Source organism: Pseudomonas baltica (assembly GCF_031880315.1).
Lineage (GTDB): Bacteria > Pseudomonadota > Gammaproteobacteria > Pseudomonadales > Pseudomonadaceae > Aquipseudomonas.
In genome coordinates this window covers 1709851-1736662 of record NZ_CP134771.1, presented here as the reverse complement: position 1 = coordinate 1736662, position 26812 = coordinate 1709851, and the positions used below count along the sequence as shown (strand labels likewise).

The following is a 26812-nucleotide window of genomic DNA, read 5'->3' as shown; positions in this document are numbered from 1 at the left end:
CCTCCTGTATGACGATCCCTGCCATCTCCCTCAACGACGGCACCACTATCCCCGCCGTCGGCTTCGGTACCTGCAAGCTCAACGGCTCGCCGGGCGTAGAGGCCATATTGCGGGCCATCGATTCGGGCTATCGCTTGCTCGACAGCGCCTTTGCCTACGAGAACGAAGGAGCCGTGGGCGAAGCGGTGCGCCAGACCACGATCCATCGGGCGGAACTGCGCGTCACCTCGAAGCTCCCCGGCCGCTACTACAAATATGAGGACGCATTGGCCACCGTCGAAGAATCCCTCTATCGCACCCGGCTCGATTACATAGACCTGTACCTGCTGCACTGGCCCAACCCGCAACAGGGGCTGTACCTCGAAGCCTGGAGCGCTCTGGTCGAGGCCCGTCAGCGTGGCTGGGTGAAATCCATCGGTGTGTGCAACTTCCTGCCAGCACACCTGGAAACACTGATTGGCGCCAGTGGCATCACGCCGGTCGTCAACCAGATCGAATTGCACCCGTACTTCCCGCAGGCCGAGCAGTTGGCGTGGGACAAAGCGCACGGCATCGTCACCGAGGCGTGGAGCCCGATCGGCCGCGGTAACGACCTGCAACACCATCCGCTACTGCAAGGTATTGCGCAGCGCACCGGCAAGAGCGTGGTGCAGGTGATCCTGCGCTGGCAGTACCAACTTGGCGCCGTCGCGCTGCCCAAGGCAAGCTCGGCCAAACGCCAAGAGGAAAACCTCGCGCTGTTCGATTTCGAATTGTCGGGAGAAGAGATGAAGGCCATCGCCGGATTGGCGAAGCCGGATGGGCGGATCCTGGGGCAGGATCCGGCGAGTTACGAAGAGCTCTGATCGATAAGGGGTGTGCTTGCGGGGGATTCAGGTCCCTCGCTGCTCGCGCTCCGCTGGCCTGGCCACAGCGTAAATACTCACCCAACGGAACTCCCCGGGCCCACAGCCTTCAATAGTTAAACCGCAGCTAAAAATATCGTCACAAAGCTTGAGGCGCAGGAAATCTATAGTTGACCTTCGTGTGCATGGCCTTCGGGCTTTTTTTTGCACTGGATCTGAAACCGGTTTCAGTCTTTTATCCACCCTCAACGAAGTAGGTCCGTACGTGAACAACCTGTCTTTGAAACCCCTGTGCCTGAGCCTCATGATGGCTATTGCGCCGCTCGCTGCCCACGCCGAAACCGCCGACCGCAGCCAGGTCCCCGTGGGCTCGCTGACTGAAGTGGCCGCCTTCGCCGGCCCTGGCCCTTCCGGCATTGTCGTCACCCCGCAAGGCCGCACCTTCGTCGGCTTCCCGCGGCACGCTATCGACCACCCCGGCATGACCCTCGGTGAACTGGTCAACGGCAAACTGCAACCCTATCCTTCGGCGCAGGTTAGCGAACCTTCGGCCCTTACCGACGCGCAACGCCTGATCTCGGTTCACGGCATGACCCTCGACACCAGCGGTATGCTCTGGTTGATCGACGATGGCAAACACGCCGGCCACGACGGTATCGCCCCAGGCGCCGCGAAAGTCGTCGGCATCGACCTGAACACCAACAAAATCGTGCACTCCGTCGTGCTCAAGGATGCGCTGCTGCAAGACAGCCACATGAACGATCTGCGCGTCGACCTCACCCACGGTGCCCAGGGCACCGCGTTTGTGGCTGACTCGTCGTTCGGCGACTCGCCGGCCATCGTCGTGGTCGACATCGCCACCGGCAAACAGCGCCGCGTGCTGAGCAACGATCCTTCAGTGGTGCCGCAAAAAGACTTCGTCACCCAGCTCGACGGCGTGCCGATGCGCTATGAGGGTGGCAAATCGCTGTTTCCCCATGGCGGTGTCGACAGCGTCGCCTTGGCCCCGGATAGCTCGCGCCTGTACTACTCGCCGCTGACCAGCCGTCACCTGTGGAGCCTGCCAACTGTGGCTCTGGCGAACTTCAGCCTGGATGACAAGCAACTGGCCAAAGAGATTCGTGACGAAGGCGAAAAAGTCATGACCGACGGCATGGACATGGACCGCCAGGGCCGCCTGTACCTCACCGACGCCGAGCACCACCAGATCCTGCGTCGCTGGCCCGACGGCCACCTCGACGTGGTGCTGCGTGATCCGCGGCTGGTCTGGCCAGATGGGCTGTTCGTCGCCGGCAACTCGGTATACGTCACCCTTGGCCAGTGGGACCGCCTGGGCAAAAACGTCGACACCCGCAAGCCACCTTACCTGTTGATCCGTACCTCCACCGACGGGACGCCGAACTTCAACGCGCAACCCTGAACCCCCTAGAAAAGGAAGCCTCGCCATGACCATTCCTGCCATCACCCTCAACGACGGAACTGATATCCCTGCTGTCGGTTTCGGGACCTACAAGCTCAACGGCGAAGACGGCGTGAGTGCCATCGTCAATGCCATCGACTCCGGCTACCGATTGCTCGACAGCGCCGTCAATTACGAGAACGAAGGTGCGGTCGGCGAGGCGGTGCGCCGCAGCCGTATCCCCCGAGAAGACTTGCGCATCACCTCCAAGCTGCCCGGCCGCCATCATGCCTACGACCAGGCGCTGACGTGCATCCAAGAGTCGCTGTTCCGCACGCAACTGGGCTACATCGACATCTACCTCATGCACTGGCCCAACCCCAAGCAAGGCCTGTATGTGGAAGCCTGGAGTGCCTTGGTCGAAGCGCAGAAACGCGGCTGGGTGAAGTCCATCGGCGTGTGCAACTTCTTGCCGGAGCATCTCGAGAAAATCATTGCCGCCAGCGGCGTGACGCCGTGCATCAATCAGATCGAACTGCATCCGTACTTTCCCCAGCACGCGCAGTTGGCCTGGGACAAGGCGCACGGCATCGTCACTCAGGCCTGGAGCCCGATCGGGCGCGGCAATGACATGGCCAAGGACCCAGTGTTACAGCAGATTGCCGACCGGGTAGGGCGTAGCGTGGTGCAGGTGATTTTGCGCTGGCACCACCAGCTCGGCGCCGTCGCACTGCCCAAGGCCAGCTCGGTGAAACGTCAGCAGGAGAATCTGGCGCTGTTCGATTTTGAATTGACGGCAGCGGACATGGCCGCGATCGCGACCCTGGCCAAGCCTGATGGGCGTACGGCGGATCAGGATCCGGCGCAGTACGAGGAGTTCTGATTCGGCCTGGATCTGTGGCTGCGCTGATATCTTTAGCGTTGCGGCTGACCCCTCCGCGGGCACGCTTTGCTTGCACAGGTGCACGGCGCAGTAGGAGCAAAGCTTGCTCGCGAAGAGGCCATCGGCCTCATCGCGAGTCATCAGGCTTACACCTTGAACCGCAACACCACCTGATTCAGCGCCACCGCCAACTGCGACAACTCCCCACTCGCCGCTGACGTCTGATTGGCCCCGGCCGATGTCTGGATCGACAGATCCCGAATACTGGTCAGATTGCGATCCACCTCTCGCGCCACCTGCGCCTGCTCCTCGGTTGCCGTCGCAATGCTCACGTTGCGCTCATTGATCTGCACGATCGCCTGAGTGATCTCGGTCAACGCCCGCCCGGCGGCTTCAGCCACATCCAGGCTGGCCCGCGCGCGCTCGCTGCTATGGCCCATGGCCGTGACCGCCTTGCTGGCACCGCCCTGGATCGAATCGACCATCTTTTCGATTTCAGCCGTCGACTGCTGCGTGCGATGCGCCAAGGCCCGCACCTCATCCGCCACCACCGCAAAACCGCGCCCGGCCTCACCGGCGCGCGCCGCTTCGATCGCCGCGTTGAGCGCCAACAGGTTGGTCTGCTCGGCAATCCCGCGGATCACATCCAGCACGCCGCTGATGCCCTGCACCTGCACCGCCAGGCCATCGATCTCGACCGCGGTCGCGCCCACTGCCGCATGCAGCTCGTTGATCACGTTGACGGTTTCACCTACACGCTGACGGCCGTTTTCTGCCGACTGGCTGGAATCGCGCGCGGCCGTCGAAGCCGCTGCCGCATTACGCGCTACTTCTTCCACCGCAGCGCTCATCTGATTGATGGCGGTCGCGGCCTGGTTGATCTCGTCGTTCTGACGCTGCACGCCGCGCAGCGAATCCTCAGTCACGGCGGTCATCTCTTCGGAGGTCGAAGCCAACTGGTTCGATGAATCGCCCAGCTCGCCCAAAGTGCGGCGCAGGTTCTGCTGCATCACCGACAGCGCCACCAACAAGCGGCCCGGCTCGTCACGGCCCTCGACATCGATCGGCTTGCTCAAATCGTTAGCGGCGATCTGCTCGGCCACTGCCAGTGCCTTGGCGATCGGCGCCACCAGGCTGCGGGTGAACAGCGCGGCCAAACCCAGGGTCGCGGCAAGGGCGACGATAATCGCGGCGATGGTCACGTTGCGCGTTTGCGTGTAGGTATCGTCGGCGCGGGCGTCGGATTCTGCCGACTTGAGATCTGCCAGATGGGTAATGTTGGCGATGTCCTTGGCCAGCGCATCGGCGGCCTGCGTCTGCTCGCCAGACGGCGCGGTCAAGCTGCTGATCAAGTCGTCACGCTTGTGCGCCACAGCATCCAGATAACGCGAATGCACCGCCAGGTAAGCGCGCATATGGCTTTCCATATCGCTGTACGCCGCCTGGCCACGCTCAGTGATCAGCAGCGGCTTGAGCTTTTGGGTATCGGCTTCCAGATCGCTACGGCCTTGGGTGATGCGCTTTTGCGCCGCAGCAATACTGTCAGCATCCTGCGCGGTACGCAGATTGGTATTGCCCAGACGGATGGTCAGCAGGTCGCTCTTGATCGCCGCGATGGCCTGAATGGTTGGCAACACGTTGTTCTGCAACGTCTCGCGCGCCTCCTTCAGACCTACAGCCTGCTGCAGCGAGAACAACCCTAGCGCCGTGATCAGCACGGCGAAAAAGCCGAAGCAAAGCAAAGAACGGGGAGCGATGTTGAGGTTTCTCAGATTCATGCGGGTGGCCCGTCAAGAAAGTAATTAACCCAAGGTATCGACATGAATCGTTTCACCTTTAGTCATCCAGATGAATATCTCTATGAAACTCGACCACCGCAGGTGAATTATTCTTTTTGGCAGGGCAAATGATCTGATGGGTTATTCGAACCTTTTCAAGTGGGTCCAGCCCGCCGGGTATCGAACAATCTATTCGATTGACTTTATTTTAGTTCAGCCAAGAATTGGAAAATGTAAATAAGAACTATCTGATTTTTGCTGAAAAACCTAGTTTTTACTAGATATTTCCGTGCTTTTTCCTGAGGTTCATTCCTGATATAGATTCCGCTTCCGTTAACGAGTGGCATTCAATCGAATGCACTTCGGCATAATAAATCCAATGGAGCGCAACCGATGAAACTCTTCTGTCACCTTCTAGTTGCCCTGGCGCTGTCCACCTTCGGCCTGGGCGCGCAAGCCGGCCCGACGTTTATCAACATCCTTACGGGCGGCACCAGCGGGGTCTATTACCCCATCGGGGTCGGCCTCTCACAGATCTACGGGCAGAACATCGCCGACGTGAAGGTGACGGTGCAGGCCACCAAGGCTTCGGTCGAGAACCTCAACCTGCTGCAGAACGGCCGCGGCGAGCTGGCCCTGGCCCTCAGCGATTCGGTCGGCGATGCCCGCCGCGGCGTTGCCGAAGCCGGCTTCAAGCAGCCATTGGACAAGCTGCGCGCCATCGCCAATGTCTACCCCAACTACATCCAGATTGTCGCCAGCCAGCAGTCAGGCATCACTCGCCTGGAGGACCTCAAAGGTAAGCGCATTTCGGTCGGGGCGCCGAAATCCGGCACCGAACTCAACGCTCGGGCTATCCTCGCGGCGGCGGGCATGAGCTACGCCGACATGGCGCAGGTGCAGTTTTTGGCCTACGCCGAATCGGTCGAGCTGATCAAGAACCGCCAGCTCGATGCCACCTTGCAATCTTCCGGCCTCGGCATGGCGGCGATCCGCGACCTGGCGGCCAGCGTGCCGATCCGCTTCGTGCCGATACCTGCCGAGGTCGTGGCTGCCATCGACGATCCGGCCTACCAGGCCATGCCCATTCCCGCCGGGACCTACGACGGCCAGGACGCCGACGTACCGACCGTGGCCATCAACAACATTCTGGTCAGCCACACCGGGGTGTCCGACGACACGGCCTATCAAATGACTCGCTTGATGTTCGAGAACCTGCCGCGCCTCGGCAACGCCCATTCCGCCGTCAAATCGATTGATGTAAAGAATGCCGCCCAGCACCTGCCGATCGAATTGCACCCCGGCGCCAAGCGTTACTATGAAGAAGTTGGAGCGCTGTGAGCATGACTGAAGTCGAGCAGCAGGCCCCCATCACAGCGCCGCCCTGGACGCGCGTGCTATTCATCATCGCTATCGCATTTTCAACTTTCCAGATCGTCACGGCGGCGTTCCATCCCTTCTCCAGCCAAGTGCTGCGCGCGCTGCATGTGGGCTTTCTGCTGGTGATGGTCTACCTCGCCGTACCGGCGGCGGGCCAGAGCGTCACTGCCCGTGCCTGGGGTTGGCTTTTGGCGCTGGCCGCCATTGGGACCGCCGCCTACCAGCAGTTTTTCGAAGCCGACCTGATCCAGCGTTCCGGCGACCTCACCGGCGCCGACCTGTGGATCGGTGCGGTGCTGGTGGTGCTGGTATTCGAAGCTGCCCGGCGGCAGATGGGCCTGGCCCTGCCGATGATTTGCGCGCTGTTCATCGCCTATGCGTTGTTAGGCCAGTACCTGCCGGGCGATCTGGCGCATCGCGGTTACGATCTAGACCAGTTAATCAACCAACTGGCCTTCGGCACCGAAGGCTTCTATGGCACGCCCACCTATGTGTCGGCCACCTATATCTTCCTGTTCATTCTGTTTGGCGCCTTTCTCGAGCAGGCCGGGATGATCAAGCTGTTTACCGACTTCGCCATGGGCCTGTTCGGCCACAAGGTCGGCGGGCCGGCCAAGGTGTCGGTGGTGTCCTCGGCGTTGATGGGCACCATCACCGGCTCCGGGGTCGCCAACGTGGTTACCACCGGGCAGTTCACCATCCCCTTGATGAAGCGTTTTGGCTACGGCGCCGGGTTTGCGGGCGGGGTCGAGTCCACGGCAAGCATGGGTAGCCAATTGATGCCGCCGGTGATGGGGGCGGTGGCGTTCATCATGGCCGAAACCCTCAACGTGCCGTTCATCGAAGTGGCCAAGGCGGCGCTATTGCCGGCGGTTCTGTATTTCGTGTCGGTGTTCTGGATGGTTCACCTCGAAGCGCGCCGCGCCGGCCTGAGCGGCTTGCCCAAGGCGCAGTGCCCTGGCCCTTGGGCGGCGGTGCGCCAGCGCTGGTACTTGCTGATTCCCTTGGGCGTGCTGGTGTATTTGTTGTTCTCGGGCCACACGCCATTGTTTTCCGGCACAGTCGGGCTGGCGTTGACGGCCATCGTGATACTCGGCTCGGCGGTGGCGTTGCGGGTCTCGGCATTCAAGCTGCGTTGTGCGTTCTGGATCGCCCTTGGCCTGCTGTGCAGCGGGTTCTTTCAGGTCGGCATCGGCGCGGTATTCGCCGTGATCGCGGTACTGATCGCGCTGTGCGCCTGGCATCGAGGCTCGCGTGCCACCTTGCGGCTGTGCTTGCAGGCGCTGGTCGAAGGCGCGCGTCATGCAGTGCCGGTGGGCATCGCCTGCGCCTTGGTCGGGGTGATCATCGGCGTGATCTCGCTGACCGGCGTGGCGTCGTCGTTCGCAGGGTTCATACTCGGCATCGGCGAGAAGAGCCTGTTCCTCTCACTGCTGTTGACCATGCTCACCTGTCTGGTGCTGGGCATGGGCATCCCGACCATTCCCAACTACATCATCACCAGTTCCATTGCCGCACCGGCGTTGCTCGAACTGGGCGTGCCGCTGCTGGTGTCGCACATGTTCGTGTTCTACTTCGGCATCCTCGCCGACCTCACCCCGCCAGTCGCCTTGGCTTGTTTCGCCGCGGCGCCCATCGCGCGGGAAACGGGGCTCAAGATCAGCCTGTGGGCCATCCGCATCGCCGTCGCCGGCTTCGTTGTGCCATTCATGGCGGTGTATGAACCGGCGTTGATGATGCAGGGCGGCGGCGCATTGGCGGTCATTTACGTGTTCGCCAAGGCCGCCTTGGCCATCGGGCTGTGGGGCGCAGTGTTCACAGGCTTTCTGGCGCAACCGCTGAGGCTTTGGGAGCGCTTGTTCGGCTTCGCGGCCGGGGTGTGCCTGGTGCTGGCACTGCCTTGGAGTGATGCGCTCGGCTTTGCCCTGGCCCTCGGTTTGATTGCCCAGCATCTGTGGCGCGCCCGTCAGTGCAGGGTCGCCTTGGCATGATCGGTGTGTGCCTGGGCCTGGCCGGCGTGATCTGGACGCAATTGCCCGCCAGCGATTTTTCGCTGGCGTGGCAACACAGCGTGGAAAAGGTGCGCTGGGAGGAGGACTACAGAGTCCAGCACCGCCAGCTGTACCTCGAACACGCGCGCGTCGAGGGCAGCGGCGCGGGGATGGAGGTCCCGGCGCAGGCACGTTTCGAGCACGGTCGGTGGCACTATCGGCCGGACATAACCTTGGACATCCTGCGGCTGGGGCGCACCCCCGAGGCGGGGGATTATCAGCTATGCCGGGCCGGTGGCTGCCTGCCGATGGCTCACTGGCTGGGGGCGCCTACCGCAGCGCAACCCGCCGTCGAGCTATGGGTGTGCGAACTGGGTTGAGGCCTGCTCAGGCCTCCCGCTCAAACCTCAACATCCCGAAAACCCCCGAACTCTTGCCATCCGCCGGATGCGCCACCCCATCCAGCACCTGTAGCTCTTCGAAATCGAACGGGCTGATCCCCAGGCACGCCACATTCACTCCGTATTGCTGCGGATTGGAGCGGCGTTGGTGATGGGTATAGATCCCGCATTTGCAACAGAAGTAATGCTTGGCCGTTTTGCTGTTGAATTCATACAGCGTCAGGGCCTCGGCCCCGGCGGTGATATGGATGTCTTCCAACTGCGCACTCACCACCACGGCCCCGCGCATTCTGCAGAATGAGCAATTACAGCGGCGCGCGGTGTGCAGGCCATTGGTGAGCTTGACGCTGAAACGCACCGTGCCGCAGTGGCAGGCGCCTTCGGTGGGGGAGAGGTCTTTGTTCATGGTTCGGCTCGAGTGGCATCAGGGGCGTCATTGCACACTAGAAGATTTTCGCGAATGCGGCAGTACAAGAATGTCAAAAAATCATGAAATAAATGGTAACAGTTTGCAATAACGCCTGATAACATGATTGCCTCTGAGACACATTCGTATTGCCAGGAAGGCACCTCATTCTTGTTGAGCCCTTGCTGGAGCCTCTTTGCATGCCACTTCGTTTCCCCTCACGTCCTACCCTCTTGGCCTTGTGCTGCTCGATCAGCGTCAGCGCCTATGCTGCTGACGGCACACTCGAACTCGGCGCCACGGCGATCAATGCCGAGGCGACCAAGCCCAGCGCCAATGAACTGCCCGAAACCTACGCCGGCGGCCAGGTTGCGCGCGGTGGCCAATTGGGTGTCCTGGGCACCAAAGACAACATGGACGTGCCCTTTTCGCTGACCAGCTACACCTCCAAATTGATCGAGGATCAACAGGCAGAAAACATCGGCGACGTATTGCTCAACGATCCGTCCGTGCGCCAATCCCTGGGTTACGCCAACCAGTCGCAAGTCTTTGTGATCCGTGGTTTGCCATTGAACAGTGACGATATTTCCTACAACGGGCTGTACGGCGTATTGCCCCGGCAGATCATTTCCAGCGATGCATTGGAACGTGTAGAAGTGTTCAAAGGCCCCAATGCCTTCATCAATGGCGCCACTCCGGGCGGCAGCGGCCTGGGCGGTACGGTCAACCTGGTACCCAAGCGCGCGACCGACCAGCCCATCCGCCGTTATACCCAGGACATCAGCACCGATGGCCGGGTTGGCGAGCACCTCGATCTTGGCCAGCGCTTTGGCGAAGACAACCGCTTCGGTGCACGGGTCAACCTGTCTCAGCGTGAAGGCGAAACGGCCGTCGATGACCAGCAACAACGCAGCAAGCTGTTCACCCTCGGGCTGGACTACCGCGGCGATGCGTTCCGCTTGTCTGGCGACTTCGGCTACCAGAAGCAGCGCGTCAACGACACCCGCAACACCGTACAACTGGGCGCGGGCCTGACCAGCATTCCCCATGCGCCGAGCGCCAGCCACAACTACGGCCAGGACTGGGCCTACGCGCAAAACGAAGACACCTTCGGCATGCTGCGTGGTGAATGGGACCTCAACGACAGCTGGACCGCCTACCTCGCCGGCGGCGCCAAGCACACAAACGAAGTCGGTGTGTACGGCACCCCGGTCCTGACGAATGCCAGCACGGGTGCCGCCACCATCGGCGGCTCGATGATCCCCCATAAGGAAGACAGCACCACCGTCATGACCGGCCTCAACGGCACCCTTCAGACCGGGCCCGTCAGCCATCAGATCAGCCTCGGCGCCTCGAGCATCTGGACCCAAAAGGAAAACGCCTACGAGTTCTATGTCCCGGCCGGCGCCACCAACATCTACCACACCCCGGCGCTGGCCAAGCCGAGCACCGTGACGTTCGCCGCCGGTGACATGAGCGATCCAGGCGTGACCTACAAGATGCGCAATCGCAGCGTGGCGTTCTCCGATACCTTGGGCTTTTTCGATGACAGGGTATTGCTGACCGCAGGCGTGCGCCGTCAGCAATTGCTGGTCGAAAACTATGCCTATGAGAGCACCACCGGGGAGGGCGGATCGCGCTCCGACATGTACGACAAGGGCATCACCACCCCGGTGTACGGCATTGTCTACAAGCTCACCGACAACGTCTCGCTGTATGCCAACCACATCGAAGGCCTGGCGCCTGGCCCGATTGCTTCGGGCACTGTGAGCAATATCGGCGAGTCTTTCGCCCCCGGCCGCACCAAACAGTCTGAAGCCGGCATCAAGCTCGACATGCAGACCTATGGCGCAAGCCTTGCGGTATTCCGTCTCGAGAAGCCCACCGATGGCTACGTCGATACCGCTCGCGCCCTCTATGTGCGGGACGGCGATCAGGTCAACCGTGGCGTTGAGCTGAGCATGTTCGGCGAACCGCTCAAGGGCTTGCGCCTGATGGCGGGCGGCACCCGCATGCAGTCCGAGCTGCAAAACACTGCAGGCGGCGCCGCCGACGGCAATCATGCCGTCGGAGTGCCGACCTTCCAGCTCAACGCCTCGGTGGACTGGGACGTACCCGGTCTCACCGGCGTTGCGTTGAACGGCCGCATGCTGCGCACGGGCGGGCAATATGCCGACCAGGCCAACACGCTGAGCTTGCCGACCTGGAATCGCTTCGATGTGGGCGCGCGCTACACACTCAAGGTCGAGCACAAGGATGTGACCCTGCGGGTCAATGTCGAGAATTTGACTGACAAGAATTATTGGGCGTCGGCGAACGGGGGGTATCTGACCCAAGGCGATCCGCGGTTGGTGAAATTCTCGGGCACGATTGATTTTTAAAGGTGGTGTGAGGAGCGCGCTGCTAACAGCGCGCTCTGTGCCATTACCCGTCTACTAAAACCCGCCGGCCCATTAGCGATCCTCGCGCAGACACGCTACCCTCAGCCCCCACTGCCTATCCACCGACCGTCACAGTGAGTCACGGCCCGCACTGAATCAGGATGATGAATCAATATTCTTTCAAACTAGCGAACTACTGGCGTACCTCTCTGGCCGATGCCGAAAATGGCAAAGGCGCATTGCAAGCGGCCCAGGTGGCCACGCTCACTCCCTTGTCCGTCGATGCGCTGCTGCAAGGTTGCGTGAACACTGAAATCCTTGAAGCGTTGTTTGCCGGTGAGCTCGCCGAGCTGCCCAGCGTCGAAGTCACCTTGCGCCCGCTGGTCTACAATCCGCGCCTCGAACACGGCAAGGCCCGCACCGGCACGGCGGCGGCCGTCACTCCGGTGGTCAGCCAGGTGCTGGTCACCCGCGATGGTCGGCTGTACCCGACGGCCAACACGCTGGTGCCCCGCGACATCCTCGAGCCCCAGGCCAACGGCGCATTGGTGGTGGGCGCACAGATCGAGCTGGATGCGTTTTTGTCCCGCCACGAAGTCCCGGTGTTCGAACCGGCCGGGGAGGGCGAGGCAACTAGCGCTGTCGAGCACGCCAAGCAATGGAACGCCTACCTGCAATTTTGCGCAAAAATGTTTCAGCACGTCGGCTGTGATTGGCAATTCGCTGAAGACGGCTTTCAGGTCGCCGACCACGCTTACCTGTTCAAGGAAAGCAATCCCACCGGCTTCACCCAGCACATCCTGCCGCTCTACGATCATCTGCGCACCAACAAGCCCGACGTCGCGCTGTTCGAGCGTTTCGCCCAGCGTGAGGCGAGCCGCGATGAGCCTTGCCTGGCCGCCAACAGCCAGTTCGCCGCGCGGCTCGCCCATGCTGGAGATCGCTATGCGTTGGCCCCCGCCCAACGGGATGCGCTGGGCCATCTGCTGGCCGGTCGCGACGGCGACATGCTAGCGGTCAACGGGCCGCCCGGCACCGGCAAAACCACCTTGCTACTGTCGGTCGTCGCCTCCCTGTGGGCCCGTGCCGCGCTGGCCGGCGGCGAGCCCCCGGTGATCGTCGCCAGTTCGACCAACAACCAGGCCGTCACCAACATCATCAAGGCCTTCGGCAAAGACTTCGCCACCGGCAGCGGCCCGTTCGCCGGACGCTGGCTGCCGGACATCGACAGCTTCGGCGCGTACTTCCCCAGCTTCAGCAAAGAAGCCGAGATGGCGCGCAGCTATCAGACCAAAAGCTTCTTCGAGCAACGTGAGACCGAGCAGTATCTGGCTCAGGCTCAAGAGGCCTATATCGCCGCGGGGGTTATCGCCTTCCCCGATGCGGGCAGCGTGGCCAGCATCGTCGACAAACTCCAGGGCGCGATCCGTCACAAACAGCAGCAACTGCTCAGCATCGAGCAGACCTGGGCGTCGCTTGAGCGCGCGCGTCAGGACTTGATCGATCTGTTGGGTGAAACGCCCTACACCGCGCTGGCGCAGTTGCAAGCCCGCCACGTCGAGTTGTCCGCTCAGCTGGCGCAGGCACAAGCGCACGAGAGGCAGTTCAAAGAGTACCTCGCCCACGAACCGCTGTTGTACAGCCTGTTCGGCTGGCTGCCGCCGGTGGCCAACAAACGCCTGCGCCTGGCCAAACTGCAGCTCGACCAGAATGCCCCGGCAGTGCAAAACGCCGGCAGCGTCAGCGACATCGAACAGCTGCTCAACCTCGCCGTCGCTCAGGCCGCCCAGGCGGTGCAAGACCTCGATGCTCAAGTGCAACGCGCGCAGTTATTGGTCAAGACCGAGCAGCAACGCACCGCCGAATGGGACAGGAGCCTCGCGCCATTGCCGCGGCCAGCCAACACGCCCGCCGAGGCAGTGCGGCTGAGCGACTGCGACGCCTGGGCCGACACCTCGCTGCGCTTCGAGGTGTTTTTGCTGACCACCCATTACTGGGAAGGCCGCTGGCTGCTGGAGGTGGGCGACACGCTCAAGGAGATCCTCGACAGCCGCAAAAAGAATGGCCGCAAAGCGCTCGCCAAAAACTGGCACCGCTGGATGAAACTGACCCCCTGCGTGGTCGCGACCTTCTTCATGTTGCCCAAGGAAATGGCCTGCACTGGCAAGGACTACGCCAAAGGCTACGCCCTCAACTTCATTGATCTGTTGATCGTCGACGAAGCCGGCCAGGTCCTCCCCGAAGTCGCCGCACCAGCTTTCGCCCTCGCCAAGCAAGCCCTGGTGATCGGCGATACCTTGCAGATCGAACCCATCTGGTCGATCCCCGAGGCCGTGGACATCGGCAACCTGATCGGCGCCGACGTGCTGACACGCGACCACGACATCGACGATGCCTACGAAGCCTTCCGCGCCAGTGGCCGCAGCGCCGCCAACGGCAGCGTCATGGCCATCGCCCAGAGCGCCAGCCGCTACCACTACGACCCGGACATGGCCCGCGGCATGTTTCTCTATGAACACCGGCGCTGCTACAACACGATCATCGAGTACTGCAACGCCCTCTGCTACAAGGGCAAACTCATCCCCAGCCGCCCCGACCAGCCCAAGCCAGGCTTGCCGCCGCTGGGCTACCTGCACGTCGATGGCCGCTGCGAACCGGGCAATGGCGGCAGCCGCCACAACCTGCTCGAAGCCGCCACCATCGCCGCCTGGATTCAAGCCAACGCCGCCGACCTGCTGGCGCGCTACGACGGCAAGCTGAAACTGTGGGAAATCCTCGGCATCATCACCCCCTTCGGCGCGCAAACCCAAGCCATCAGCCAAGCCTGCGACGCCCTGGGCCTGAAGACCGGCAAGGGCGAAGGCGAAATCACCGTCGGCACCGTGCACTCGTTCCAGGGCGCCGAGCGACCCGTGGTGATCTTTTCGGCGGTGTACTCCAAACACGCCGACGGCGGCTTTATCGACCGCCGCGACAGCATGCTCAACGTCGCCGTTTCCCGCGCCAAGGACAGCTTTCTGGTGTTTGGCGACATGGACCTCTTCGGCCAAGTGCCGGCCAACAAACCCCGCGGGTTGCTCGCGGAGTTTTTGCTGCGCGATCCGGCGAGCGAGTTGACCTTCGACTATCAACCCCGCCAGGACCTGCACACCGCACGGACCGGCCTTGAGCACCTGCACCAAGCCCACGAGCACGACCGCTTCCTGGCCGCGACCCTGCAAACCGCTCGCCAGCAAGTGCAGATCGTCACGCCTTGGGTGAAATTGCACTGGATGGAAAAGAGCGGCGCCATGGCCGAAATGGCCGCCAGCGTGGCGCGGGGGGTGCAGGTGGTGGTGTATACGGATTTTGGTTTCAACACCGATGTATCCCGCGACAAACCGCAGGGCGATCCGGCCAAGGTTGCCGAGTTCAGAGTGGCGATCGAGGCGTTGCGGGCGCTGAATGTGCAGGCGTTGGTGGTGAATAAAGTGCACAGCAAGATCGTCATGGCGGATGACGAATTGCTGTGTATCGGGTCGTTCAATTGGCTGAGCGCTTCGCGGTCGCACAAGTGGATGAACCACGAGACATCGATGGTCTATCGCGGGCCGGATGTGACAGGGGAGTTGGTGACGCATCGGGCGAGTTTGGCGGCGCGGGTGATGACGCGTCGGTGACTCCACGCTGGAGCGCCACTTTTTAAACACCAGAGATAGCCTCTGTGGGTGCGGGCGCTGCCCGCGAAGGCGATCTAAACACAGTGACCAGCCATTTAGCGAGGGGGCATGCCCCCGATTGGCCAGCCCAGCCACGCGAGCCGCATCAGATCGCCGCGCCAACTGTGCAAGCATCTCCACCATCAAGGCGTCGGCAACGCCGCCTCATATCGCTTGAACGCCTCGGGCCGCATCACTTCAATCGTTGCATCCCCCAGCTTGAGGATTTTCATTTGCTTGGGTTGATACAGTGCCACCCGATTATCAGACGTCACAATCATGAAGCCGACACCCAGAATTTTGTCCTTGTCGATGACTGCCTTGCAGTACACATGATCTGCGTTTTCGACCCCGCATCCACCTTCATAAAGTTTGTGCTCTCGCTCGAATGAAATCTCGGCGCCGAAGTTTCCGACCTTTGCCGGCAGAGCGATAAGGGGATAAAGGGCCAAGGGAAAACTGGCTACCATACCTGTTATAGCAGCGCTCAACACAGTGACGCCGAAGAGCAGTTGCGCCCATTTTGATTTAAGTCTGCGATTGACGGCATCGTCTATTTTGGATGATCGACCCATCCATATCAGGCCAATTATTTCTGCAGAAAATAGAAAAACGCAGAAAAATACCAGCGGCATGATGTACGAATGGGTGATGAACGTTTTCCAGTTCGCGGCGACTTCCAATACCGCCTGGTAGGCATAAATAAACAGCTGCCGTGGTTCGCTTTCAAACAACCCCGGTGGTACGTCATACAGACTCAACAGGTGCTGGTGATAAGCCAGGCCAACGACGTACGGCGCGTAGTAGCCGAGAAAGCTCATCACCGGAACCAGGATCAAGGCGATTCGAGCGAGTGAAAACAGGGACGTTTGTTTAGTGGGCGAGGGTGTTTCTGGCGCAGCTTCCATGCGAGTGTGGTCCTGAAGGGGGAGCGGGCGATTTTCGGTGAGACGTAGCGCCAGCACAACCCTATCCGATGGGTATGATAGGTAAAGCTTTCATGCAGAGCGAGATACCAGGATCACATTCATGAACGCTCAGGCAACGTATTGCTGATATCCAGCGGTGGTTCGTTTTTGAGCAGCTTCGCACGCCAGGCAGTTATGTCGCTGTCATCCACGTCGAGACGTTTGAGCCATTGGTCTGCTGACCACCCCACCAGTCTCAATTCGCCTGTATGGGTATTGCCATGCAGCGACCCGACTGTGTCGTATCGAATCGATTTGAGCGCGTGATTGGTCAATACATACGCAGCGGGTTTCGGGTCTTCAGCGTCCCCGGCGACATAGGGGTAGGCACCAGATTGAATGATCAGGCCTTCGCCGTAGGCGTAAAATGCAAAATGGCTTGGGGGTAGTTGAGCGCGTATTGCATCCGGCCCTCCGACCAGCTCCAGGCGTTCATTGTCCAGGAGTGTGAGCCAGCTGATTGTTTTGATCTTAGGGTATCGGAAGGTCGCCCGGTTTGCTAACAGGTACGCGACTCCAGCATCTAACCCAGGCATCTGTGCCGCCATGAACGCTTCAGTAGGCTGGTTGTTATCTTCTTCTGTAGCGGACAGGTTGAAAGCATGGCCGGCGTATCCCTGCTCTGGATTCAGCTGGCGAGCGAATCCATAGAATAGCTTCAAAAAACTCAAAGGGTTTTTTTCGTGAAACAGGATAGGTACCGAGAATTCCAAGACACTCAAGTTCCGACCCATTTTTGCCTGCCATCCGCGTTTACCCATAATATTAAACAGCCACGGGCTGGCATCTTTGGATTGTTTCCCGCTAGTGAAATAGAAGCTCAATAAATCGTTTTCCTTCATGGGCAGCATCAACTCGCGCAAGCTGGGTGCCTCAGCATACGAAACTATGGGCTTACCTTCCGGCGGTTCTTCCCGTAATAGCCAAGTCAGATCAGGTTCGGCTAGTGCCCTGAAATCATCAAAGCATTTGCACAAAGCCTCACGTACCAGCACCAGCCTTCAGTCGCGCCCAGTAGCCACGAGGTGGGGTGGGGATCTGTAGCCGCTTGCAGAGTTTCTTTAGGCCAGCGTCAGACAGCTGGTAGCGCGGTGCAACAATCGTCACCGCTTCGATCCAAACGTCGTTTAGCAGTTTGGCTCGATCGTACTTTTCTAACATGACGACTGTCCTCTCAGCACGTCGAATCTTAGTTCGAATGATATCCTAGGTGCGCGACTATAAACTCGTACTCATGGTCAACCCTCAACTAGGCAGGTGTTGGTTCTGTGCTTTCACGCAGCTGGACTACAGCAGCGACAGCGTGGTGGAAGAGTTTATCAGTCGGTAGCCCATTGCCTTGTAACCCGCCTTGCGTTTCTCCCACATCCTCAGCAGGGCGACGTTACCCTCATCCACGAAGTCTATAATCTGCACGTCGGACTTGGCGGTGTGCACGCGGTGCAAACGTCCGGCGTACTGCTGGAGGATACCGCGCCATTAAATGGGCATGGCCAGCACCAGGGTATCCAATGCCGGATGGTCAAAACCTTCGCCTATGAGTGTCCCGGTGGCCAGGAGGACCCGAGGTGCATCTTCGGCCAAAGACTCCAATTTACTGATCAGCAACGCCCGCTGTTTCTTGGGTATGCGGCCGTGGAGCGTATAAAGATTGGCGACGTGCTCACGGAGCGCGACGTCTATCACCTCGACGTGCTCGGTGCGCTGAGTCAGTACTAGGATTTTTCTTCCTTGCTGATAAGCCTTTACCACGGCAGAGACGATGGTTGCCGTGCGCTGGGGGGGCTTCGGCCAAACGTCTGAATACTTCCTGAATGCCCGAGCCTTCAGGGACGATGACGGGGCCGGACAGTATGCGAGGGCTCACGGACAAATAATGAGGGGCGCTGGCTATGCGCGCGGCGGTATGGCGGATAGGTCCGCACTGCATGAAAATGATGGGCTGCTGCCCATCGCGGCGGATCGGGGTCGCCGTCAGCCCGAGCACGTAACGCGCGGGCGAACTGCGCAACAGGGCCTCGAAAGACACCGCCGAGAGGTGATGGCATTCGTCAATGATGATCTGGTCGTAATTTTTCACAAGGTCACTGATCTCGCCTTTGCGCGACAGCGATTGCATGACAGCTATATCGATCTGGCCGGTGAGCTTGGGCTTGCCGCCGCCCAAGGTGCCGACGACTTCTTTGCCGACGCCGAGGAACGCCTGCAAGCGTTCTTGCCACTGCCGGAGCAGCTCGGTCCTGTGCACAAGCACCAAGGTATTCACACGCCGCCTGGTAATGAGCGCTGCGGCACTCACGGTTTTACCGAAGGCCGTTGGCGCGAAGAGGATACCGGTGTCATGTGCTTGCATGGCGGTAACGGCCGTTTCCTGGTCAGGACGCATAGTGCCGAGGAAACTGACATCCAACGGATGGCCCGCGAAACGCTCGTCTTCCACCAGTGGCGAGATCTTATACTCCGCCAGCAGCGCCTGCACGGCGTCCCAGCAACCACGTGGCAAGGCGATATGTTGGGGAAAATTCTGCGCGCAGCCAATGACTCTGGGTTTGTTCTACACTGACAGGCGTAGGGCCTGCGCTTTATAAAACTCGGGATTCTGAAACGCCGCGAGGCGGATCAACTGGTTGACCAAGGGTTGAGGCAGCTGGGCCTTTTCAAAGTAGATCAGGTTCGCCGGGTGATGCTGAGTTTGGCAGGCATCGGGCCGTTGGGCTTCTGTGGTCGAGGCGAGGGGACTTTCCATGGCTGGGCACCTTCGTCTTCATCGACGTAGGCAACGGCGACCGGGTCGCGGTTGCCCGTGGCCTGAGTAATGACGGGGTGGATGCGCTCGGGGTTCATGCGTTGGAGTGTGGCGAGGAACTCCCACTGATCGGCATAGGGCACCATAGCGTCATCGACAAAGACGCTGTGATGCTGTGCCCTGGAGCGTTTTTGCAGCGGTAACGCGATCAAGTTGCCGAAACCGCCTTTGGGCAGGGTGTCCTGGTTCGGAAACAACCTGTCGTAGGAACTGAGCGATAATTGCCGCGTGCGTTCACAGGCATGACTGATGATGGCGGCCCCGAGACGGGTTGCATCGCTGGCCAGTACCTTGTCCTCGAAGAAGATCTATGCATGCGCGCCGTTGCCTGAGCGTGAGACCTCCAAGGCGACGGGCACACCGAGGGCCTTGCAGGACTCCACGAATGCGCGGGCGTCATCGCGCCATTCGGCCTCGTCGAAATCGGCGGCCAGAAAGTAGCAAGTATCATCCTTGAGCAACGGATAGACACCGACCACTGCCGCGCCTGCCTGATGGCGAAAGATGACGTCGTCGGTCACCTCCAGCAGTTGGCGCTGGTGGCAGTCGCCGCATTTGATCCGTGGTTTCTCGCAGATCTCCGGACGCCACTCGTTCGCGCAGGCAGGTGCATAGCCGGACTTGCCGCTTTTGCCTTCCCAGCGCAGCGGGTAGATGTCGGTACGCCCTCTGAAAAAGCTACGAAAGAGGGCGAGCTTGCTACGGGTGTCCAGGGCGGATGACGTATCAACGTGCGCCATGGGAATACGGGCAGGTTCGACAGGCGGTTGCCAGTCGATGCCGTGCGCATCGAGTAAGGCAATTAAGCGCGCGTTCTCCGCCTGGAGTGTCGCCAGCAGCTGGGAGTCGGTCACCGCATCGAGCCTCGGTGTTGGGGAATGGCCTGTGGGGTTAGGCTATCAGTCGGCGGGGGGGCGGGATCAAACCGTAGGGCCGGTGGCCGCGCCACGCCGCGAGTCGTCCGGCGTTTAATCGATACCGTGTTATGCGCAGCACGTTCGACTTCGTCTGCCCCGCGCATGCCGGCCCACCTGGGAAGGTGCTCAGCTACCTGCGGATCTCGCGTCAGCGCAGCCTTACCTTACGCGTCGGAGGCTGAGTACTACGCCTCTGTAGGTCAAAGTGTTGATATCCAGGTGTTGACAGTCGTCAGCTACTCACGTAGCGTACAGACCATATCAATAGTTTACCCAACAGGGCAATGCCATGGTCGACGCTATCCACGCCGCACTGAGCCAACTCACCACCGAGGGTGATCTGATCCACGGCACCGAGGCCTTGGTCGAGAGTATCAAAAATCATACCCACCTATCCTACAAAAAAATCGGTGAGAAGGCCAAAGTCACCGAGCAGGGTGTGCGCCGCTGGCGCGAAAACAACTCGGGCCAGGCCTCGCGGGTCCAAGCTTTGGTGGACTTTGCCCAGACCCTCATCACGGCCCCGGTGGGGGCTGTAGTCCTACCCGCTGGTAACGCCGCCGATGCCTTGCGCGCCGTGACCCCACTGGCAGTCCAAACCTGCGTCAAAGAGGGATTGGAGGCCCTGTTGGGCATCGGCCTCAATACGTGCACTATCGTAAAGCTTGAAACCTCCAATGGTAAAGTCACCATTGAGTTGGCACTGGAATAAGCGCAGTCGCTCACGGCACGGTGTCCCCGGCCCACGCTCACGCGAGGACGAACCCGTGCTGCCCCCTCAAGACCCTTCAAGGAACACACCATGGCCCGTACATTGCTGGATGTCCAACTCGCCCGACTGCTGTACCCGCTGCTGATTGAACTAGTCACCGCCCGACAGATCATGACCTATGGCCAACTGATCGAGCATGCCCAAACCCGTTACCCGGATGATCAGCGGGTGGCCAACCTGATTCCGGTGCGAATGGGTCGAATTCTCTGGGTGATCTACGATTTCGTGGCGGAGCTCGACCTGCCGCGTTTGACCCTGATCATCGTCAGCGCTGGGGATCAGTACCCCGGCAGTGCCATGTGGCAACACGATTGCGCGGCTGAACAACAACGCTGCTTTGCTTTCGACTGGTCTACCGTCGATCAGGCCTTTGACTTGTACGGCCAGCACAGCGAAAAAGCGGTCACGCCCCTTCGGCGCGTAGCCCGTGAGCAGGCGAAACAGCTGATGGCCGCCCACTACCACGACCCGGCCAATATTTATCCGAGCGGTATTCGCGCCCTGCGCGAAACCATTATCGAAAACATCATGAACGGCCTCTCGGTGGAGGATGCGTTTCAAATCGAAGCGCAATTGCTGACACCCATGACGCCTGCGTGAAGCCCAGGTGCTTACCGTCTTGCTAGCAGCCCCAAGGCTTTTTCACTCCACAACAAACAAATTCGCAATGAACCCTCTGCACTGGAATAGCTTCACTCTCACCCGACTGGGCCGTATTGTTTTGCGCAAGGTCATGAAAAATCTGCGCTCCGTTGACGGCGCGACCTTGCAGTTCGGTGAAATGGGCCAGGGCATAGCGCTGTTCGGCTCAACGCTACCAGGTGTTCATATGTGTGGCATCGCGACTGAATCGTTAGGCATCGTTATTTTTTAGGCATGGCCGCGAAATTTTTTCCGAGAGAGCGTAGATGTTCCTAATCATTTATCCGTTACGAGTAATCGGGGTTGTTGCAGTCGCGTACTGTATATGTGTTATAGGACTTCATTTTCTGTTCAGTGAATGCTGCCCTGAATACGCGCCCGAATTGTTCGGTATGGTGCTACGTGGCGGGGCACTTCTCAATTTTGTATTACTAGTGTTTGTTTACTGGGGCTGGGGGAGGCTCTGGGCATCGTTTCATGCCCTGAATAGCTGGTTGTTCCCTGACCTCAATGGTGAATGGGACATGACGATACACTACCGCAACAATTGTCTAAGTGGCGAGGTTCGTACCACCGCCGTGATCAAGCAGAGTTGGCTGAGCATGAGCATGAGCATGGAGGTGTTGTCGCACGACTCGGATTCACAGACGCTGGCTATAGTACCCAAGAAGGATCCTGAATCAGGGCGTGCTCAGATCTTCTATTTCTATCGTGTGATACCCAAGAAGACCGGTGTCGGGCGAGGGAGCCTTATGAAGGGTCTGCCAATTTGGGGTTCTCCGTAGTAGGTCCTTCTTAGTTGGCTGGAAACTATTACACAAGCGTCTCTACTGATGGATACTTCAAGTTGGCAAGGCCGGTTCGGAATAGTGAATCGCAGTAGGTTGTTGGGGGTGAAAAACGAAAAGATGAGGCCTTCGATTGAGCTGTCACGTCGTTCAAGCCGGGCTGGCGTCTCAGATGGGGCTGGTCGCGGGCGCTCAGTCGCCGGTCGGCCGGAAATACTTCCCTCAGCTGGTTGATGCCAGATTCGGACACAAGGCTTACTGCTCTGGTGCGCTTTTGCGGAGACGTGGAGACGTCAGTTTGGTTGGCGGCTCACAAACTCTCCTGCATTTCGTTCTGAGTTTGGCATCTCAACGCCCCAGGGGTAAGGGTTTTCAGTCAGCGCTCGTTGATACTGATAGACCACCAGTTCTGGCATGTTTCTTCCTGCATAGCTCGTCCCTAATCGCATTGAAAGTACGCTTGGTGCTGCAAGCACTAAGTGGATCTTCCGAATCCCTGTCGCTTGAAGTCTGGCTAGTGTCTGCATGAAGTCCTGCATGATTTGCTGAATGGACGCGTCGCTGACCACTAGACCAGGGAAGGCACCATCAATCTGCATTTTCACTATAGGTATTCCAGGAAATGCTGTTTTTAGCTCACTAACATCCACTGGATAAGAGATTGATACGGCAAGAACCGCTTCGGTTTTTGTGGCTGGCGTGTAGTCCACTGTTTGTATGGGTGGTACGTCAGTTCCAGAAGACGGAGGAACCCACTTTAGGGTCTTGCGATTCCAGTCAAGCCAGTGAATTTCGCTTTCTGCGGCAAGCAAGTTCCCTGCAAGGAATAGAAGCGGTACTGGTGCCAGCCCCCCTGCATACAAAATCAAATCATCACGATCACAGCCATCTTTCAGCTGCTTAAGCCGTTGAGGGATGAGGTTAACGGCGCTAACGGCCTCTCTTCGCAGACGCTCAGTTCCATCTACCATTTGGCGCACATCAATGAAAATCGGCTCACGCCGTCCCAGAACCCTACTGGGAATAGCATTTTGCATCGGAGCATCGAGTGTTTGATTGAGACCTCTTAGCTCTATCGCTACTACGCGCTTGCGACGTTGATCATGAAATAGTAACCAAGCGAAATACAAACCGACCAACACCAGAACAGCACCTAGAGCTAAGCAGGTTGCATTTATCCACCACTCCGCGTCAGTAGTGCTTACCTCGCCTATCACATACTCATCATCAGAATTTTTTTTACTAAAGACCAGCTTTATGGCCAAAGTAGGGCCACCCAGCATTAGCGCAATTCCTCCGCTGATAAGTACTCCTGCGGGGCTTCGTCGAACGTAAGTCTCTATTATGTTTAACAGGCGTTCCTGCGTAGCGGATAGTGTCATGGTTCAAAATGCCCAAGGAAATTCAGAGATTTTCTAGGTCGCGCGTACCAACAACCTATGGTACTTGTCCCAACGATGAGATAGAGCAGGCCTCCAGAGTAAAACGTACCGTTCTTGAGCGCTTTATCGCAATCGTTTAAATCAACACCTGAAGGGGTTGGTTGGGGTTCTGGATGGGTATGCCAGAGTCCAAGTTGAGTGCCTCGACCGCCGTTCTCTTTATTCCATTGCTCGGCCTCGTGTTGATGTCTGGCACTACGGAAGAAGCTGGTTCTGGAACGCTTATCTCCACGGCCAGGCACTGTGAGTGACTCGGCTAATAACCCGTCTGTATTTAAATCGATAAAGCCGAGTATTAGACCACCGGCCTCATTGGAGAAAGTTTCACGCTGAGTCCAGCTAGTAAGCATATCGATCACCTGAGGAGAGAGAGAGCCGCATGCCCCGTCCTCAGTCTTCCAAATAACATGGCCGGTACTCAGACGCCGCAGCATGGGCACCTCGGTTGAGCAAACACTGACGAATCTAAGTCCGCAGCAATACGTCCTGCTCGCAAAGCATGGTAGGTATCAGAGGGCTGGATACTTTCTGCTTTCGCCAATGTCCCTTCACCTGCCCAGCGAGAGTAGACGGGAGTATTAGCCAGCACGCGCTCTGCGGCCATAAGAGCGGTACGCGTAGCGTCTATAGAGGAGTAGGGGGTAAAGGCACCGCAGCCTGTTAGCTGCCGCGTGATTCTCTGGTCAGGCGCTATAAGGGCCGTTCGCAAACCAGCCAATGGCTGCTGTGTGTCGGGATCGATATAGAGACAATCGAGACAGCCTCGGACACCAGGGCGCATCGCTATTGCGTGGCCGCCTAGGCCGCCCGCTTCAACGCTGGTTGAGACGATCAAGGATGGCCATCCCTCTTGGAAAGCCCGTCTTACTATCGACCTTTCAAGCACTGAATTGCCTGTTGCCAGCACGATGGCATCTGCTGTCGCAAGGGCACCCTTTGCCAACAATGGCTGTACGTGCATAGCTTTTGATTCAACATCGATGCCTGGCATCCGCTCTCTGAACAATTGAGCCAGCTCATCTACTTTGGGCTTAGATATCGATTGCTTGCCTAGAATATGCCTGCCCAGATTATCGGCACTAAACGTTTCACCATCGACCAAGGTAAGTTTCTCGATCCCCGAGAGTGCTAGGTGCTCGGCAACCCTTGAGCCAACGGAACCGCACCCAACCACAATCGCGTGCCGCGGTAACGGCTCTCCACCGGTACGTTGAATCAAATAGTCGCGGTCTTGACGCTGTAAAAAATAGATGGCCCCTTTTTTTGATGGGCGCACCCCCCAGTACAGCAAGAACAATGCGTATCCATACTCATTAGGTACACGAAGTAGCAGGCCCCTGTATTTTGCTGAAGTTGCTATATCCCGTTGGGAGGTTGATAGGCGTTCAATGAATGAATTCCACCAGACAACGCCCCATTCGCTTCGAAGATCAGGCAGCTGATGAATTGATAGGTCTACAAGGCCGAGGCGCTGCTGTTGGCAATTGGTTAGTTGAGTGTCGCCCTGATTGATCCGGCGAACTACTGGATAGACAAGGTTCATCTTACCTTTCTTCACCTGCTCGACTTCTGCGTAGAGCGCTTTCGAGGTATCCAAAGGTTCATCAATAGCGACTGCTTTTGCTCCGCAATTTCGGAGATAGCCCTCTAACTCGTCAGCAAAAAGTTCTTTACGGGCTATTTCGGGCATCGAGTGGTTTTGTGCCAGCATTCGCACTGCTTTATGCAGTAACCAGTCGAGGACACCTAGAATATCCTCTGGGTTATACTCCAACCCCTCTCTGTCACTAATGCAGACATCACCGCTCAGGCTGATGTGCGGCCATCCCCAGATAGGGGTCTTAACTCGCCAGTAGATTGCTGGGAGTTCGTGGATATTCCATCCGTAAGTCTGGATCCGCAATGGCCACTCCATGCCCTCACCAATGAAGGAAAAATCCCACGTTGGTAGAACATTCTTGCATTCGAACGAAATGATTTTCGCACCAAGGTCTCGCAACACATGCTCGACCTTGTTAACGAATATCATTTGGTCATCAGTCACGCCGACCGCCCGGAAGTGCTGACCCCGGCCGACGCGAGTTTAGTAGTGTCGGATTTTTCAGGTACCGGGAAGTCGTCACCGAACTGTTTTTGTAGTGTTTTACACGCCTCGTGCGTATCAGGTTGGGCTTCAGCCTCGGCAAGGGCATCACGCAATGTTTCAAGACGCCCTTTGAGGTCTCTCATTTGGACATCAGACATGCGTTCGAATAGATCCGAATATGGAGCTACAGGCAGATAAACGTACAGGCGTGACCCTGCCCATCTACCAAGCATGGCATTTACAAAGTCATGCATGGCCGTTAGATCACGCGGCTTTCCGTCAGTGGCGTCGTAACGGGCTACGAACCAGTTGTAGGCAGCTACGGTCAGTCCAATACTTGGCGTATTTTTATGGCCAACCTTCAGGTCGCGCCAACGTTTGAGTGCTCGGACACAACGACGGAATTGATCACGGTCATTGCCGCTGAAACGGTTTGTGATGGTGTCGGTTAGTTCACGAGCCTCTGAAGGTTTCCAAATACGCTCTTCACGAGGCGTACTATCCCGGCCCCAAGCCAATTGGGTTTGATCCGCTGCATTGCTGCTGTATACGGCCATATCAATGTGGTGAGTTGCCTCGTCGCCCCTGTGGTAAGTCGCGGTTACGCAGGGGCTGCGGATATCTACAGTACGGTTATGTCGCTCTAGCGCATCACGCACGTATTTTTTGAGTTTCAAAGGGTCGGGATAATCTTCCGGAGAGCATTCGAACAGAATTCCGATGTCCATGTCCGGATTGCCGTCGTTAGGATGGGCGCCCGTATTTAGCGCATAGCTACCTTGCGTGAAGTGGATGTAAGCCGGTGCATCCTTACTGATGTTTTTCTTAAGGTCCGCCAGCAGGGTGTCACGGCGATCCCGTAACTCTTGGCTACTGTCATAGCCGAACAAAATTTCTTTATGAAAGTTTTCAAACTGTATTTGAGCATTGGCCATACGAATCAATCCCTAGGGTGGGTGACAATGGAGTTTTATTCAATGCATCTCAAAAGCGGTGGCGTGAGCGGTGTAATGCAGGATGAGCAAAATTTATAATTACTCATCTCGTATCGTGCGTGCTACGTACGCTAGGAAACCTTGGAATCCATAAATCTTGTAAAAAGGGCCACCTAGTGGCAGCCCTTTTGGCAGCGCTAACTTCACGCTTAGTGAGAAAGTTTCACGATCTAGTGGTTTTGAGCGGCGGGGCTGTGTTTTTTTTGGCCACCCTGCCCACCAGTTTCATACACG

At 58.5% G+C, this 26812-nt stretch carries 19 protein-coding genes and 2 pseudogenes; 12 read left to right on the top strand and 9 right to left on the bottom strand.

Going from position 1 to position 26812, the window contains the following annotated elements; all coding sequences use genetic code 11:
- Window positions 1–8: 8 nt before the first annotated feature.
- From REH34_RS07585 to REH34_RS07575, 3 genes are all read left to right on the top strand, one after another.
- The gene (locus REH34_RS07585) at window positions 9–845 is read left to right on the top strand and encodes an aldo/keto reductase (protein WP_311971277.1); all 837 of its coding nucleotides are present in this window, start codon (window positions 9–11) and stop codon (window positions 843–845) included.
- A 265-nt stretch (window positions 846–1110) separates the two neighbouring features.
- Window positions 1111–2265, top strand: coding sequence for an L-dopachrome tautomerase-related protein (locus tag REH34_RS07580; RefSeq protein WP_311971276.1), 1155 nt, complete (start codon window positions 1111–1113; stop codon window positions 2263–2265).
- A 25-nt stretch (window positions 2266–2290) separates the two neighbouring features.
- Complete coding sequence (locus REH34_RS07575; RefSeq protein ID WP_311971275.1) at window positions 2291–3127, top strand: aldo/keto reductase; 837 nt, start codon at window positions 2291–2293, stop codon at window positions 3125–3127.
- Window positions 3128–3273: 146 nt separating this feature from the next.
- Here REH34_RS07575 and REH34_RS07570 read toward each other — a convergent pair whose 3' ends face one another.
- On the bottom strand, window positions 3274–4905 hold the full coding sequence (locus REH34_RS07570; RefSeq protein WP_311971274.1) for a methyl-accepting chemotaxis protein: 1632 nt from the start codon (window positions 4903–4905) through the stop codon (window positions 3274–3276).
- A 393-nt stretch (window positions 4906–5298) separates the two neighbouring features.
- On the opposite strand from REH34_RS07570, the gene REH34_RS07565 reads away from it, so the two are divergent.
- Genes REH34_RS07565 through REH34_RS07555 form a run of 3 tightly spaced genes read left to right on the top strand, consistent with a single transcriptional unit; the run spans window position 5299 to window position 8656 of the window.
- On the top strand, window positions 5299–6246 hold the full coding sequence (locus REH34_RS07565) for a TAXI family TRAP transporter solute-binding subunit (protein WP_311971273.1): 948 nt from the start codon (window positions 5299–5301) through the stop codon (window positions 6244–6246).
- 2 nt (window positions 6247–6248) lie between these two features.
- Window positions 6249–8276 carry a TRAP transporter permease gene (locus REH34_RS07560; RefSeq protein WP_311971272.1) on the top strand — a complete coding sequence of 676 codons (2028 nt, stop codon included), beginning with the start codon at window positions 6249–6251 and terminating at the stop codon, window positions 8274–8276.
- On the top strand, window positions 8273–8656 hold the full coding sequence (locus REH34_RS07555) for a DUF1850 domain-containing protein (RefSeq protein ID WP_226505335.1): 384 nt from the start codon (window positions 8273–8275) through the stop codon (window positions 8654–8656). The genes REH34_RS07560 and REH34_RS07555 overlap by 4 nt, the downstream gene beginning before the upstream one ends.
- A gap of 7 nt (window positions 8657–8663) precedes the next feature.
- On the opposite strand, the gene REH34_RS07550 is transcribed toward REH34_RS07555, so the two are convergent.
- The gene (locus tag REH34_RS07550; protein WP_226505168.1) at window positions 8664–9083 is read right to left on the bottom strand and encodes a GFA family protein; all 420 of its coding nucleotides are present in this window, start codon (window positions 9081–9083) and stop codon (window positions 8664–8666) included.
- Between the two features lie 200 nt (window positions 9084–9283).
- Between REH34_RS07550 and REH34_RS07545 the strand changes: the two genes are divergently transcribed.
- Together REH34_RS07545 and REH34_RS07540 are read left to right on the top strand one after the other, a co-directional pair.
- Entirely contained in the window at window positions 9284–11464 is a 2181-nt protein-coding gene (locus REH34_RS07545) for a TonB-dependent siderophore receptor (RefSeq protein WP_311971271.1), read from the top strand.
- A 164-nt stretch (window positions 11465–11628) separates the two neighbouring features.
- Entirely contained in the window at window positions 11629–15123 is a 3495-nt protein-coding gene (locus REH34_RS07540) for an AAA domain-containing protein (protein ID WP_311971270.1), read from the top strand.
- Between the two features lie 182 nt (window positions 15124–15305).
- On the opposite strand, the gene REH34_RS07535 is transcribed toward REH34_RS07540, so the two are convergent.
- The 3 genes and pseudogenes from REH34_RS07535 to REH34_RS07525 all read right to left on the bottom strand — a co-directional run bounded on the left by REH34_RS07535 (window position 15306) and on the right by REH34_RS07525 (window position 19790).
- On the bottom strand, window positions 15306–16070 hold the full coding sequence (locus REH34_RS07535) for a hypothetical protein (RefSeq protein WP_311971269.1): 765 nt from the start codon (window positions 16068–16070) through the stop codon (window positions 15306–15308).
- Between the two features lie 119 nt (window positions 16071–16189).
- Window positions 16190–17122 (bottom strand): annotated as a pseudogene (locus tag REH34_RS07530) (type VI immunity family protein); the annotation flags it as partial.
- 295 nt (window positions 17123–17417) lie between these two features.
- Window positions 17418–19790: pseudogene (locus tag REH34_RS07525) on the bottom strand (TOTE conflict system archaeo-eukaryotic primase domain-containing protein).
- Window positions 19791–20142: 352 nt separating this feature from the next.
- Here REH34_RS07525 and REH34_RS07520 point away from each other — a divergent pair.
- The 4 genes from REH34_RS07520 (at window position 20143) to REH34_RS30150 (ending at window position 22052) form a co-directional block, all read left to right on the top strand.
- Window positions 20143–20565, top strand: a complete 423-nt coding sequence (locus REH34_RS07520) for a hypothetical protein (protein WP_311971268.1) — start codon at window positions 20143–20145, stop codon at window positions 20563–20565.
- Window positions 20566–20655: 90 nt separating this feature from the next.
- On the top strand, window positions 20656–21225 hold the full coding sequence (locus REH34_RS07515; protein ID WP_311971267.1) for a hypothetical protein: 570 nt from the start codon (window positions 20656–20658) through the stop codon (window positions 21223–21225).
- A 67-nt stretch (window positions 21226–21292) separates the two neighbouring features.
- Window positions 21293–21499 (top strand): hypothetical protein, encoded by a 207-nt coding sequence (locus tag REH34_RS07510; RefSeq protein WP_311971266.1) that lies wholly within the window; start codon window positions 21293–21295, stop codon window positions 21497–21499.
- A gap of 34 nt (window positions 21500–21533) precedes the next feature.
- The gene (locus REH34_RS30150; RefSeq protein WP_409373261.1) at window positions 21534–22052 is read left to right on the top strand and encodes a hypothetical protein; all 519 of its coding nucleotides are present in this window, start codon (window positions 21534–21536) and stop codon (window positions 22050–22052) included.
- A gap of 296 nt (window positions 22053–22348) precedes the next feature.
- Here REH34_RS30150 and REH34_RS07505 read toward each other — a convergent pair whose 3' ends face one another.
- From REH34_RS07505 to REH34_RS07490, 4 genes are read right to left on the bottom strand one after another with little or no spacing between them, the layout of a single operon-like run.
- The gene (locus REH34_RS07505) at window positions 22349–23437 is read right to left on the bottom strand and encodes an SAVED domain-containing protein (RefSeq protein ID WP_311971265.1); all 1089 of its coding nucleotides are present in this window, start codon (window positions 23435–23437) and stop codon (window positions 22349–22351) included.
- Complete coding sequence (locus tag REH34_RS07500) at window positions 23434–23931, bottom strand: Mov34/MPN/PAD-1 family protein (protein WP_311971264.1); 498 nt, start codon at window positions 23929–23931, stop codon at window positions 23434–23436. Before REH34_RS07500 ends, REH34_RS07505 begins: the two co-directional genes overlap by 4 nt.
- Entirely contained in the window at window positions 23916–25541 is a 1626-nt protein-coding gene (locus tag REH34_RS07495; protein WP_311971263.1) for a ThiF family adenylyltransferase, read from the bottom strand. Before REH34_RS07495 ends, REH34_RS07500 begins: the two co-directional genes overlap by 16 nt.
- On the bottom strand, window positions 25538–26518 hold the full coding sequence (locus tag REH34_RS07490; protein ID WP_311971262.1) for a cyclic GMP-AMP synthase DncV-like nucleotidyltransferase: 981 nt from the start codon (window positions 26516–26518) through the stop codon (window positions 25538–25540). Before REH34_RS07490 ends, REH34_RS07495 begins: the two co-directional genes overlap by 4 nt.
- Window positions 26519–26812 lie beyond the last annotated feature (294 nt).